Raw genomic sequence first — 14,046 nt, 5'->3', positions numbered from 1 at the left:
GGATGACGTGACATTTGTACATGGACATCTATGATGACTAATGCATGGACAATTGTGATGTGAGTTTGTGCATGATGTGCTGTAATTGCTCTATAACGGAGATCGGGTCGAATCCATAAAACATATCCGCATTAATCTCGTACAGTCGCCCTTCACGAACGGCACTCAAGGTGTTCCAGGACTCCTGAGCGAACAGGTTGTCCACAGCATTCTGCTCCGACGATTCCCTGGCATAATCAATAAAAATATAATCTGCGGCATATAAATGAATCTCTGTTAACGGAACATGGATGTAACCTGTGAGCAGCTGGCCATCCTTCTCCATCCGTGCAGGAGGGACGAAGCCCAGCGAATGATACAAAATATGAGAAGCTCGGCCCCACCCGTGGCCATAGATGTACGCTCCGCTCTCACCAATCATGAATATACATACTGCTGATCCACGTACGCCCATCATCTGATCAAGTGTACGATTGGCCTCTTGCTGAAGTGTATCATAGCGTTCTAACAGCGTACGAGCTCTCGCTTCCAGGCCCGTGATACGTCCCAAATGAATGAATTGCTCCTGCCAGTCGAGTTCTTCAAAGGGCATCAGAATGGTAGGTGCAATCTGCCGTAGATCATCCAGGCCTGAATGAGGTGCATAACCAAGAATCACATCGGGATGAGTGTCTGCGATTAGATCGGTATGATTAATAAGTTCATGCTCAGAATACTGTATGAATGGTTCTGACCCGTATTCAACTATTTTTGCTTCCATCCATTCCGCGACGGCACCCATATGAGGGATATGGCCCAGTGCGAGTAAGGACGCAGTATAGTTGTAAGTAAGACTTACGATTTTTTTGGGTGTTTTCCGATAGAGGGTCGGTGCGCAACCTACCGTTTGTTTAAATTTTCGACTTAGATAAAAGGTGTCTCTGTATCCCGTCAACTGCGCAAGTTCCTGTAATGTCGGATTAGCAAAAAGCAGCTGTTCCTGAGCGATTCGGATTCTTAGCCGGGTAACATACTCCACAAACGTAAGTCCGGTGTACTTCTTGAATTCTCGTGAAAAATGCTCCGGGCTCACATTAACTTCTCTCGCTAATTGCTCCCGTGTAAAGGAGTGAGTAACCTTTTCATGGATGTGCGCAATGACGATGTCCAGCCAGGAATGATCCTCATGAGCCAGACGTTCAGCGTGATCATGTAAAGTATCCAGTAACTGATAGAACAGCATATGAGGTTTGAATGGTCCGGATTCATTGCGTTTCGAGCTGGACAGAACCAACTCGGAGATCAGCTCGGCAATAAGGCGGCTCGTAATGGGAACAGGATGTCCGAACGGCCAGTGCTTTTGTTCGCTATCTGCAAAATCAAAGGCCACTGCAATACCCTGAACCGGGGACAGAGAACCACGCTTGCTTTCATGCTGAAGCTGGGTTCCCGCTTGGCGTACGACAGCGGAGCCGGTATTTACCATCACTTGACCATTCGAACTGATCAATCTTGCCTGACCGGAGGTGATGACATAAAGAACATGCTTGCTGCTCCACAGTTCATCGATACCGGAGAAGGCTTCTCGATCATGGAGCTGCACCAGATGACATAGCCTGAACAGTGCTGGAGGGACGGTTGTAATTTGCTGCAAGCGGCCAGGGGTGTTCAGAGATAATTTTTGAAAGCTTAGATCCAGGTTGCTCATAACATAACGAACTCCTTATAGAGGATTGGACTAATATGCAGTATAATACCACAAAGGTGTAATAGGGACCCCCGAATCATTCCCTTCACATATTTCTGTGAAAAATAGATAAAGAGGTTGAAATCGCTATCAACACCGACTATAATAAAAATGTCGAAACGTTTCAATTTATGGTTTACAGGCATATTCATTGTGATTTATAATGAATTTCTCCCTTTAGTCCATTATTGAAATGCTGACAATCGATCAAGATATATCTACGATTAAAGGGTACATTTTACAGCAGGGATGCTTAAAAGACGCGAAGAGAGATTTTTTTTGAAAACACTTCGAAACGTTTCGATAAACGGGAAATGGATATAACTCCTAATGGATAATGAATAGGAATGAGTGGTTGTTGCAACCATTTACAGTATAAAATGATAGGTAACAAGAAGTTAGAAGGAGCGAACGTGGAATGGCAACGATTAAGGATGTGGCAAAGCTGGCAGGTGTGGCGCTCTCGACCGCCTCTTATGCGCTGAACGGAGATAGCAAGGTCAGTGCCAAGACCAAGGCCAAGGTGCTGGATGCAGCACGAGAACTGAATTATCGCAAAAACGGCTTTGCCATGGACCTGAAGCGGAGCCGGACGAATACGATTGCGTTGATTCTTACAGATCTGTCGGGTCCGTATTACTCCGAATTGATTCGCAGCGTTCAGGATGTAGCGCTGGCTAACGGATATGATCTGATTGCTTGCAGCTCTATGGGAGGACGTGACTCCACAGCGGTTCGTTTCTTGCGAGAAAAAAGAGTGGACGGCGCTATTATCCTGGCTCATAACATCCATGATGATATCCTGGTGGAATCTGCGGGAGATCGTTTCCCTATCATTGTGATGGATCGGCAGCTGACGAGTAACCATCTGGTCAACGTTTTGGTGGATGGGGAGCAAGGCGGTTACCTGGCTACACGGCACCTCATTCAGAAGGGGCATAAGACCATCGCCTATATTAGCGGGCCATCCAATTCTTATGATAATGCACTGCGTTATCAAGGGTATTTGCGAGCAATGCAGGAAGCGGGTCTTGAAGAAAAGTCCAAATGGCGTCTAAGCGGTAACTTTGTACGTGAGGGCGGATATAGTGCAACCAAGATGATGGTTATGCAGGGCGAGCTTCCGTCTGCCGTATTTTACGGGAATGACGAGATGGCAATTGGTGGACTGAAAGCATTTGAAGAGAGCGGCATATCGGTACCGAATGATATTTCAGTCATCGGATTTGATGATATTCAACTGTCCGAATATGTTCACCCTCCGCTTACAACGGTGCGACAGCCCAAGCATGAAGCGGGTTCATTGGCAGGACATTTGCTCTTCCAGATGCTGAATGGCGAAGCTGTGAATCCATCGTATACGTTAACCATTGATCTGGTGGAGCGAGAGTCTGTACGATCGGTAGAGGTGCAGTCGGGAAACCAGCCAGCATAGGAAGTGAACTGTCCGAGGCTGAATCTGCTAAAATGCTGCTTTGTAGTAGTTTGAATCTTTTCTATTGAGAGTTGAATGAGGGGGATCATCGTCCGAAGGGGCCAGTCAAAGGTCACTTCGCAGAGGCCCCCTATTCTTTTTCAGATTTATCGAAACGTTTCGATTTTATACTAATTGAAGGAGTGAAGAGTATGACAACGATGATTAATGAACCAATCCGGTTGACTGCCGGGGATTTATCCTTTACCTTTTTGAACAGTGGGGATCTGTATCAGGCCCAGTCCGGTACAACTATGTTGAATCAGCTGCTCAGCAACCAGATCGATGGATCTTTGAATAATCTGTACCTGCGCGTACACGAGGGAGAAAAAATCAGCTCGTTCCCACTGCTGGGTGTGCGTTCGAACAGCAAAGTGATCACAAGCCAGGCGCAATCCGGCAATCAACTGATCTGGGAAGGTACAGTGCAGCTTGAAGGCAAAGAACAAGGCATTGGCTATCAGGTCGTGTTTACAGCTACAACGCAAGGCGTCTGGTTCTGGGATGTGAAGCTCACAGGACAACAACATAACGTTGACGTGGTATATGGACAGGATGTAGGGCTTGCTGATCCAGGTGCAGTACGCAGCAATGAGGCCTATCTGTCGCAGTATATTGACCATACGGTGTTCGAGGATGAAGCGAAGGGATATGTGGTATGTTCCCGTCAAAACCAGCCTCAGGGCGGTGCTTTCCCATACATGCAGCAAGGTTCGCTGACTAAGGCAATTGGCTACTCCACAGACGGATTCCAATTCTTCGGTCTTTCCTACAAAGAGACCAATCAGCCTGAGAGCCTGAGCCGTAATACCCTGGCAAATGAGACGTACCAATATGAATTTGCCTACACAGCGTTGCAATCGGAGCGCGTTAACTTGGACGGGGAAGCCCAGATGGTATTCTACGGACTGGCCAAAGCAGATCATCCTGCCGGAATCTCCGCACTGGAATTCGGGGATGAAGTAACTGCCGCATGGAACGAAGTACAAGCATTGACTGTTCAGCAAGGCGAGACGTTGGAACAGGTGAAACTGTCATCCTTCTTGGGTGAACCGCTTGCTGCGCTTGATTTGACACAAGATGAGATTAATGAACTGTTCCCTGACCGTCATCAGGAAGAGCATAGCGGTGACTCGCTGTTGTCCTTCTTTACAGGCAGCTATGAACATATCGTCCTGAAAGCGAAAGAATTGCTCGTAGAGCGTCCGCACGGCCATATCCTAATGAGTGGTGGCAACGTGCAGCTTGGTGCTCAGGTTATTACAACGACGTCGTATATGTACGGTATTTTCAACTCACAACTCGTTATTGGTAACACCAATTTTAATAAAATGATCAGTAATGCCCGCAACGCATTGAACGTGCCGAAGACGGCTGGACAACGCATTTATGTGGAAATGGACGGACAGTATCGTCTGCTGACCATGCCTTCCCTGTTCGAGATTGGATTCAACTACGTGCGTTGGATCTACAAAACCGAATCCGATACCATTATCGTGACGAACTACACCGGGGCACACACCACTGAAGTGAGCATGAACGTACGCTCGACAAGTGGCAAAGCTTATCGCTACCTGGTAACCAACCAAATCACGATGAATGTAAATGAATACGAGTATCCGCTGCATATGACGCAGGATGGCAGTACACTGATCTTCAAGGCTGACCCGCAAGCGATTAGTGCAGGAACGTATCCTGACCTGCAATACCGCATGTCGGTGGATGGCGCAGCCGTAAATGTGGGAGACGAAACGTTGCTGGCTAGTGGTATCCGCAGTGGGTCTGCATCGCTGGTTACACTTAGTCTGGGAGAGAGTGCAGAATGGACGCTGAAGGTACAAGGCGTATTGGAAGGTCAAGCAAACGAAGCAGACGGTTCCGTGGCAGCAGGCTCCAGCCTTACTTTTGAAGAGGAAGTACAGGCGTACCGCGAATTCTTCGCAGGCGTAATGAACGGATTCCGTTTGTCTCGTGGTGAAGGCCAAAGTGCAGAGGATCTGTTCAAAGTGAACGCGCTGGCTTGGTGGTACACACACAACATGCTGGTTCACTACTCCGTGCCTCACGGATTGGAGCAGTACGGCGGCGCGGCTTGGGGTACTCGGGATGTATGCCAAGGTCCGGTTGAATACTTTATGGCCACGCAAAAATATGAGCAGGTTCGCGATATCATCAAAATGGTGTATACCCACCAATATGAAGATGATGGCAACTGGCCGCAATGGTTCATGTTTGACAAGTACTTTGCAATTCAGCAGGAAGAGAGCCATGGTGACATCATCGTATGGCCGCTGAAAGTGCTCGCGGACTACCTTACAGCGACTCGTGACTATGCGATTCTGGATGAGAAAGTGCCGTATACCGTTAAGCACAGCTTTGGATTCACGGAAGAAACGGCAACTGTATTGGATCACGCGAAAAAAGAGATCGAATACATCCGCTCACACTTCCTGCACGACACATTCCTGTCTTCCTATGGGGATGGGGACTGGGATGATACGCTCCAGCCAGCCAATGCACAGCTCAAACAATACATGGTGAGCAGCTGGACCGTTGCATTGACGTATCAGTCTGTCAATGTGCTTGCACAGGCACTGCAGCATAAGGATGCTGCATTTGCACAGGAGCTGGACGTTCTGGCTCAAGGCATCCGTGAAGACTTTAATCGGTACATGCTGGGTACGGATGTGATTCCAGGCTTCGTATACATGGAAGAAGCCGATCAGGCGAAGCTGATGCTTCACCCAACAGATACGGAGACAGGCATTCAATACCGCCTTCTGCCGATGACACGCAGCATGATCGGTGAATTGCTGAATGCAGAACAGGCTGAATCACATTATGCGTTGATTCGTGAGCAGTTCCTGTGCCCGGATGGTGTACGCCTGATGAATCGTCCAGCTCAATATGCTGGCGGTGTGAGCAGTCACTTCAAACGGGCAGAACAAGCGTCCAACTTCGGACGTGAGGTTGGTTTGCAGTATGTACACGCCCATATCCGTAACGTGGAAGCGATGGCGAAGCTTGGCAAGACGGATCAGGTATGGAATGGCCTTGCCATGATTAACCCGGTTGGTATCGGTGAAGTTGTACCTAATGCGGAGATTCGTCAGGCGAACGCGTATTTCAGCAGTTCCGACGGCAAGTTCAACACGCGGTACGAGGCGCAGGAGCATTTTGACCAGCTTCGCAAAGGAACGGTACAGGTGAAGGGTGGATGGAGAATCTACTCTAGCGGTCCTGGAATCTACATGAACCAACTGATCTCGAACGCACTCGGCATTCGTCAGGAAGGCGGAGATCTGGTTATTGACCCGGTATTGCCAGCTGAACTGGACGGTATGCAATTCGAATTCGAATATGCAGGAGAGCCAGTAACGTTTGTCTACCATCTGAACGAAGGTTCGGTTAACCGTGTAACAGTAAACGGCAAAGATATCCGCACCGAGCAAACGGCGAACCGTTACCGTCAAGGTGGGGCTCGCATCTCGCTGGATGAGTTCAAACAAGCGCGTAATGCTTCGGAGCGCACGATTGTTGAAATTTATATGTAAATTCAATACAAGCTCGAAGCTTCACTAGAGTGGAAGGTCATCCTCCTTAACAGGCAGGGTGACCTTTTTTTATTTGAGAAGGATTCATTGGCGGGTCCGAGGAACCCGCTACGATACGATGATCACTCTAACGCAAAGGAACGGCCAGCAACGTGTGCAGCAGCGTATTATGGCGTACATGCTTCGTCACATAGCCTGCGTCCTCCAGCGAACCGCACAGCCCGTCCAGCAGCGGGAAATGACGTTCTTTTATCGTTTGCAGTGGCTCCTCATGACCTGCTGCCACAGCCTGTTCGATATACGTCTGGCGGTGAGCTGTATTCGCAAACATCAGGTCTGTCAGGCAAATCCGTCCTCGTCTGGTTAACACTCGCTGTATCTCCTGTAATGCCAACTGCTGCTGATCTGGGCTCAGATGATGGAAGGCGAAGCTGGATACGACAAAATCGAAGGACTGGTCGGCAAAAGGCAAAGCCAGAAAGTTGCCAAGCTTCACATGCATCTCTGGATGCTTGGTGCGGCATGTACGCAGCATCTCCCGGGATTGATCAATGGCGGTCATCGTTGCGCCTCGTTCTAACAATTTGCCTGCCAGATTGCCCGTGCCAGTCCCAATATCGAGACCTTTCTCGCCGGGTACAGGAAATATCCAGCTTGCTGTCTGCTCCAGTGCTTCGTCATAGTTGTCATAGATATTGAACGATCCTGCACCTACTCCCAATTCTTCCAATCTTGATTCTGCATCGTCTGGATACGTTATAACGCTGTTTGGCTTGTGTGCTGTCCAGCTATTCTTCTGGCTGCGAACTTCATCATCATTAGGTTCTGGCATACGGTCATTCGACGCCTGTACCCGCTGATCATGGATGGCTGCTTGCCTATCATAATTCCAGCGGTCATGCCAGTTCTGCCGTGCTTCTCTGAGGCGGCGTGCACTGTCTGCAAGATCATGCAGATGGGTGACGTCCAGCGGCCCATCCTGACGGTTCAGGTCAATCATGCGCTGGGTCGTATCGAGCATGCGCTTTAGCTCGACCCACTGGGCATACATGACCGCCTGCTGCAGCTCCAGATATTCTTCCAGCCGCTGCTGATTGCCCTGGTCAATCTCTCCGAGCGCTTGGGTGATATCCTGAAGCGACATCCCGATTTCACGCAGGGCTGCAATGGTTTGCAGCCGCCAGATATCATTCTCGGTATATGTGCGATACCTGTTATTCGTCTGTTTGGCGGGCTGAATCAGTCCTTTTTCCTCATAAAAGCGAATGGCTCTCGCCGATATGCCGAGTCTGTCAGCGGCTTCCTTGATGTTCATCACGTACACCTCTAATCAAGTATATTATCGAATTAGTATAAACGATGACGTTACGGAAAGGTTAAGTGAAAATTTCATTCAACGGATTGAAATTTTAGTCAAGCCTGAGGCTATGCTACAATATATAGCAATGGAGCATTAGCATCGATATACCCTGCAAAATGTTCAATAAGAACCGAACAGCCCTATTTTTGAACGCTGCTTCTCGCAGTGTTATCACTAATGTACGAAAGGTTGAACTTTTATGCTTACCAGCCATACGTATATGATTCGACCGTCTGAGCTTAAGGATGCGGCGCAGCTGATGGAGCTGGATGCTCTGGTATGGGATAAATATACCTCTCCTGAGCCGCTCAACTGGCGATCAAGACAACAATACCTGCAGCATTGCCCTCCAGGCAGTCAGTTGATTGCCGTTCAGGGAGAGCGGGTATGTGGTTATGTAGGCTTTCATCCGGCAACAGGCATGCCTGTTAACCGTCATGTATACGAGATTAATATCGCCGTTCATCCCCATGATCGTCGCTGTGGTATGGCTACGGCCCTGATGGATGCCATGAAGCAGTATGCCCTTGAACAAGGGATCACCAAGCTCAGGCTGCGTGTGTTATCCAGCAATCCAGGAGCCATTGCCTTTTATACACAGTGCGGATTCGTGACGGAGGGCAGACTGATATCGGAATTTTATATCGCAGGCAAGTATGTGGACGATATTCTTATGAGTTATTTCATCCAGGCCAAAGGATAGAACAGCGTAGGAGGAGGAACAACAATGGACATGGGACTTCGGGGTAAAAAGGCACTGGTGCTTGCATCCAGTCGAGGACTGGGCAAAGCTGTAGCCGCTCAATTGGCGGCCGAAGGTGCTGACGTTATGCTCGCCAGCCGAAGCGAAGAAAAGCTTGCAGGGGTGAAGCAGGAGCTGCTGGCGCTTGGTGGTGGCGGACGTGTCGAATATTGTGCAACGGATGTGACAAGTAAGGAAGATATTGATACCCTGATTCGCAAGACAGGTGAATTGTTCGGTCAGATTGATATTTTGGTGAACAATTCAGGCGGCCCGCCTTCCGGAACATTTGAGTCACTGACCGATGAAGACTGGGAACGCGCATTTGAATTAAATGTACTTAGCTATGTCAGATTGATTCGCGGTGCGCTTCCTTACATGAAGGAGAATGGCGGACATATCGTGAACATTGCCTCAACCTCTGTGAAGCAGCCCATTCCCGGTCTGATTCTGTCCAATACGTTCCGTACGGGTGTGTTCGGATTGGCCAAGACCTTGTCACAGGAGCTTGCGCCATATGGCATTCTGATCAATACGGTTGCGCCGGGTCGAATCGGAACGGATCGGATACATGAATTGGACGCTGTGCGTGCAGAACAGAACGGAATAAGTGAGGAAGAGGTTGCCGAACAATTCCGTAAAGAAATTCCATTGGGACGTTATGGTCAACCTGAGGAGTTTGCCAAGGCGGTCGTGTTCCTCTTATCAGGAGCGAATACGTACATTACAGGTACATCCCTTGTGGTGGATGGTGGTATGGTACGTGCACTCTAAGAAAAGAATGATCAGAGGATCTCAAGTTATACGTAAGTAAAAAATTTAAAAATAAGGTAAAGCCCCTCCTTATTCTCTACGTGTTGTGTAGAAGGAGGGGCTTTTATTTGATGTATGCATTGTGTGGGAACGGCTTCCCTCACCACGTCGACCACATTTAACCAGGTGCACAGAGGGGTTGTGAATATCTAACTTATCAGGTCCGGACCGAATGGTTAAGCCGGGTCTTTGCTGCTACTGGCTGATGTATCGGATTTACCGGAATCGGGAGCCGTCGTTGTTTTGGATTCTCCGTCACGTTTTGCCCCATGACCATGACCTTCCCGGTCTTCGGACAGTTTGCCGTTGATAAGGTCGGTAACCCGTTGAGTGATGTCGGAAGCGCGTTCATCGTACTGAGCATGTGTAAGTTTTCCATCGGTCAGCTTTTGTTGCAGATTGGCTTTCTGTGCTGCAACAAGTTTATCGATAACGGTCTGCACGTCCACATTTTTGGCAGCTGCAATCTCGGCAATGGTGCTGCCCGCTTCGCGAGCTTCCTTCAGCTCGTCCGTTGTAATCCCAAGGACAGAGGCCAGCTCTTCGGTATAAAGTTCTGCTCCCGGTCCGCCGAAACCGCCGCGTCCGCGTCCGCCTGCACCAACTTCCGACAAATTGCCATTAACAAGCTCCGTTACGCGCTGAGTGAGCGTAGCCAAACGCTCATCGAACTGGGTTTGCGTAAGTTTTCCGTCGGTGAGACGCTGCTGCAGTTCCGTTTTTTGTGCGGCAACAAGTGTATCAATGACGGTCTGTACGTCCACATTTTTGGATGCTGCAACCTCAGCAATGGTGCTGCCTGCTTTACGGGCTTCTTTTAGCTCGTCGGCTGTCATTCCAAGGACGGAGGCCAGTTCATCCGAGTAGCGGCCAAATCCTTGTCCATGAGCTCTCTTCCCATCTGCCGATTTAAATGTATGTGAATTCGATGAGGAGGCACTGTCGGTCTTTGTTTGACCGGAAGCACTTGCCGCCGGATCTGCATTAGCCACTGAATGTGCAAACAACCCTCCGCCCAGTGCTATTGTCAAAGCCATCGTGCTGGTTACCATCACTGTTCTTGATGTTTTCGTTCTCTTCATGCGTGATCATCCTTCTTTCTTCAATAGGTTGATGTGGGAGTGAATCCACAACGTTATCATAGGCAATAACCATGAAGAGAGGCTGAACGTAACCTTAATTCGCGTTAAAAATTGGTCCTCTAACCAGAAATGCCCCTCACCCATGTTTGAAAATCTCACAGGCAAGAGGCATATTAATGTTCTCCGAATGATGTAATTAGATTATGTAAGTCTATTTAGCGCAAAAGTTCCCATTCATGCTGCAGCATGCCATACACTGCATGGTTAACATAGCCCTTAGGCAGCTTCTCGGCCTGACGGATAACGCCTTCAAGGACAAATCCAAGTCGTTCAGGGATGGCCCGGCTTCGCTTGTTGTTGGTAGCAGAGCGAATCTCGACACGGTTCAGATCCAGAGTGACCAGAGCGTAATCCACCAGAACGCGGCATGCGCTGGTCATCAAGCCTTGACCTTCAAAGCCTTTGCCAAGCCAGTATCCGATGCTTACCGAACGGTTGGTCCAGTTAATTTCATGAAAACCGATGATGCCTGCAAGGTCGCCTTTCAGCCAGACACCTGCGGTGAAACCACCGTTGTCAGCTCCCTGTTTCAATGCATTGCTGATAAAATTCGAAGTATGCTCAATCTCAGTAACGTGGTCCACCCACGGTAACCAATGTCTCAGCTGATCCCGCGAGCGGTCCGTGAGTTCGAACAACGGTTTGGTGTGCTCCATCGCAAGTGGGCGGAGTTCGGTATATTCATCCAATGAATAGGTAAACATGAGTGCAACCTTCTTTCTTTGAAATAATGGTTTATCGGGAAGTCTTCGGTAGCTTGCGCTCCAGTGCAAACAGGTCTTCTTCCATCGAGGCCATGCGTTGGTTCACCGTAGTACGGGCGTCACCCAGTGCCTGATTATATATGAAGGGAGCCAACTGGGTCATGAAAAGATCCAGCACACCCCAAGCTGCCAGATCGCCCAGTTCTTCGCCGCGTTCCTCTTCGAAATACGACTGGATGGTACGTATGGCTTCATCCTGTTGTTCTTTGGACAGTTTTAGCGCGTTCAATGGGAAACCCTCCCTTAAATTCTGTTTTTCTATCATGCTACATGATTCGCGCGAACCCGTCAAAATGGTTTTGGGCCTATCTTGTGTCAGCCTGTCATGACTTTGGTGCCGTTATTTATTGAACTCGTCCCTCGTTAAAGGTATATTTAGATGAAACGCATTGTAAATGCTGAAAGTTCCAATCAATTCATGAAAGGTTTGATACCTGTGGACAATCGTACAACCCCACCTAACTTTATCAAAAATATTATTACCGAAGATCTCCGGTCAGGGAAAGTCCAGGAAGTCATTACCCGTTTTCCTCCGGAACCGAACGGTTATCTGCATATCGGCCATGCCAAAGCGATCTGGATTAACTTTGCACTGGGTGGCGAGTTTGGCGGCAAGACGAATCTGCGCTTCGATGACACGAATCCGGTCAAGGAAGATGTGGAATACGTACAATCGATTCAGGAAGACGTAAAATGGCTTGGATACGAGTGGAGCGAGAAACGATTTGCTTCCGATTATTTTGATGAAATGTACAACCGCGCGGTCTTGCTGATCCAAAAAGGCAAAGCCTACATCGACGACCAAAGCGCCGACGAAATCCGTGCCATGCGTGGAACGCTAACCGAGCCGGGCAAAAACAGCCCATACCGTGACCGCACGGTAGAAGAGAATCTGGACCTGTTCACCCGGATGCGTGCAGGCGAGTTCCAGAACGGTGAGAAAGTGCTGCGTGCCAAGATTGATATGGCTTCACCGAACATCAACCTGCGTGATCCGGTCATTTACCGAATTTCTCATGCACATCATCACAATACAGGGGACAAATGGTGCATCTATCCGATGTATGCATTCGCACATCCGCTCGAGGACGCCATTGAAGGGGTAACGCATTCCCTCTGCTCCCTGGAGTTTGAGGACCAACGTCCATTCTATGATTGGGTTATTACCGAATGTGAGATGGAGAATCAACCGCATCAATATGAGTTTGGCCGCCTGAACCTGTCGCAAATGGTGACAAGTAAACGGAAGCTGAAACTGCTCGTGGACGAAGGCCATGTGGATGGATGGGATGATCCGCGTATGCCAACGATTTCGGGTCTGCGCCGCCGGGGATATACACCGGAAGCCATTCGTGATTTTATATACGAGACAGGCATTTCCAAAAACTATGGCGTCATTGATCTGCAAACGCTGGAGCACTTTGTCCGTGAAGATCTGAAACTGAAAGCTCCGCGTACGATGGCTGTCCTGCATCCGCTCAAAGTGGTCATTACGAATTACCCTGAAGGGCAAGTCGAATGGCTCGAAGCAGAGAACAATGTGGAGAATCCAGAGATGGGTAATCGTCAGATTCCATTCTCCCGCGAGATTTACATTGAACAAGACGATTTCATGGAAAACCCGCCGAACAAATATTTCCGTTTGTTCCCTGGCAACGAAGTTCGTCTGAAGCATGCGTACTTCATCAAATGTAATGATGTGATCAAGGATGCGGAAGGCAATGTGATCGAAATCCATTGTACTTACGATGTGGAGACGAAGAGCGGCAGCGGCTTCACAGGTCGTAAAGTCAAAGGAACGATCCACTGGGTAGAAGCGAGCCAAGCGGTACCTGCGGAGTTCCGTCTGTATGAGCCGTTAATCTTGGCAGAAGCGCCGGAAGCAGAAGTGGAAGTGGAAATAGCAGGGGCTGATAATGAAGTTTTGGAAGAACAACCGGAGAAAACGTTCCTGGATCAATTGAATCCAAACTCTCTTGAAGTGGTTCAAGGGTTTGTGGAGCAAGAGATGAAGGAAGCGAAAGCACAGGATAAATTCCAGTTCTTCCGTCATGGTTACTTCAGCGTGGATCCGAAACATTCCGAGCCAGGCCGTCCCGTATTTAACCGGGTTGTATCCCTGAAGAGCTCGTTCCAACTGCCAAAAGCATAAGATAAAGCATAGCGATAGAATAAAAAGGTAGAGTATAAGATTTAAGGTCAATGCTACAAGTTAGGTTATAAACCCAGACTGTAAACTTAAATCTATAAACGTAAAAAGGCGTCTCCAGGGCAATAAGCCTGGAGACGCCTTTCTCTTTATTACTACTATTCTTAATCTTTTGTTTGATTGTTTGAACTTTGTTATTTACACCATAACGGAGAGGACAGAATAAAGCTGGAGAAGCGTAGCGTTCGCCTTTATCACCGTGATTTTACCCTTTGATAAAGTGAATCAAAAAAATCCGGGGATAACAGCGATCGAAAGATTG

General features: G+C 48.5%; 10 protein-coding genes. 5 read left to right on the top strand and 5 right to left on the bottom strand.

What is annotated here, in order from left to right; translation table 11 throughout:
• Positions 1–37 precede the first annotated feature (37 nt).
• Positions 38–1,687, bottom strand: coding sequence for an ABC transporter substrate-binding protein (locus P364_RS0125015; RefSeq protein WP_024632778.1), 1,650 nt, complete (start codon positions 1,685–1,687; stop codon positions 38–40).
• Positions 1,688–2,144: 457 nt separating this feature from the next.
• Here P364_RS0125015 and P364_RS0125005 point away from each other — a divergent pair, with 457 nt between their 5' ends.
• Positions 2,145–3,161, top strand: a complete 1,017-nt coding sequence (locus P364_RS0125005; RefSeq protein ID WP_024632776.1) for a LacI family DNA-binding transcriptional regulator — start codon at positions 2,145–2,147, stop codon at positions 3,159–3,161.
• Positions 3,162–3,352: 191 nt separating this feature from the next.
• Positions 3,353–6,754, top strand: coding sequence for a GH36-type glycosyl hydrolase domain-containing protein (locus tag P364_RS0125000; RefSeq protein WP_024632775.1), 3,402 nt, complete (start codon positions 3,353–3,355; stop codon positions 6,752–6,754).
• Positions 6,755–6,881: 127 nt separating this feature from the next.
• On the opposite strand, the gene P364_RS0124995 is transcribed toward P364_RS0125000, so the two are convergent.
• Positions 6,882–8,069: a methyltransferase domain-containing protein gene (locus P364_RS0124995; RefSeq protein WP_024632774.1), complete on the bottom strand. Its 1,188-nt coding sequence runs from the start codon at positions 8,067–8,069 to the stop codon at positions 6,882–6,884.
• A 244-nt stretch (positions 8,070–8,313) separates the two neighbouring features.
• Between P364_RS0124995 and P364_RS0124990 the strand changes: the two genes are divergently transcribed.
• Positions 8,314–8,817, top strand: coding sequence for a GNAT family N-acetyltransferase (locus P364_RS0124990; RefSeq protein WP_024632773.1), 504 nt, complete (start codon positions 8,314–8,316; stop codon positions 8,815–8,817).
• A 24-nt stretch (positions 8,818–8,841) separates the two neighbouring features.
• Positions 8,842–9,630, top strand: a complete 789-nt coding sequence (locus tag P364_RS0124985) for an SDR family oxidoreductase (protein ID WP_024632772.1) — start codon at positions 8,842–8,844, stop codon at positions 9,628–9,630.
• A 215-nt stretch (positions 9,631–9,845) separates the two neighbouring features.
• Here the strand turns inward: P364_RS0124985 and P364_RS0124980 are convergent, their stop codons facing one another.
• The 3 genes from P364_RS0124980 to P364_RS0124970 form a co-directional block, all read right to left on the bottom strand.
• Positions 9,846–10,751: a hypothetical protein gene (locus P364_RS0124980; protein ID WP_024632771.1), complete on the bottom strand. Its 906-nt coding sequence runs from the start codon at positions 10,749–10,751 to the stop codon at positions 9,846–9,848.
• 215 nt (positions 10,752–10,966) lie between these two features.
• Positions 10,967–11,515, bottom strand: coding sequence for a GNAT family N-acetyltransferase (locus tag P364_RS0124975; RefSeq protein WP_024632770.1), 549 nt, complete (start codon positions 11,513–11,515; stop codon positions 10,967–10,969).
• Between the two features lie 31 nt (positions 11,516–11,546).
• Positions 11,547–11,804, bottom strand: coding sequence for a DUF2164 domain-containing protein (locus P364_RS0124970; protein WP_024632769.1), 258 nt, complete (start codon positions 11,802–11,804; stop codon positions 11,547–11,549).
• Positions 11,805–11,993: 189 nt separating this feature from the next.
• Here P364_RS0124970 and P364_RS0124965 point away from each other — a divergent pair, with 189 nt between their 5' ends.
• A complete protein-coding gene (locus P364_RS0124965; protein WP_029881276.1) occupies positions 11,994–13,727 on the top strand; it encodes a glutamine--tRNA ligase/YqeY domain fusion protein in 1,734 nt (577 codons plus the stop codon).
• The last annotated feature ends 319 nt before the right edge of the window (positions 13,728–14,046 follow it).

The sequence above is a fragment of the Paenibacillus sp. MAEPY2 genome, from assembly GCF_000499205.1.
Classification (GTDB): domain Bacteria; phylum Bacillota; class Bacilli; order Paenibacillales; family Paenibacillaceae; genus Paenibacillus; species Paenibacillus vandeheii.
Note: the sequence above shows the minus strand (reverse complement) of the source record. Positions and strands in the feature narration are given on the sequence as shown.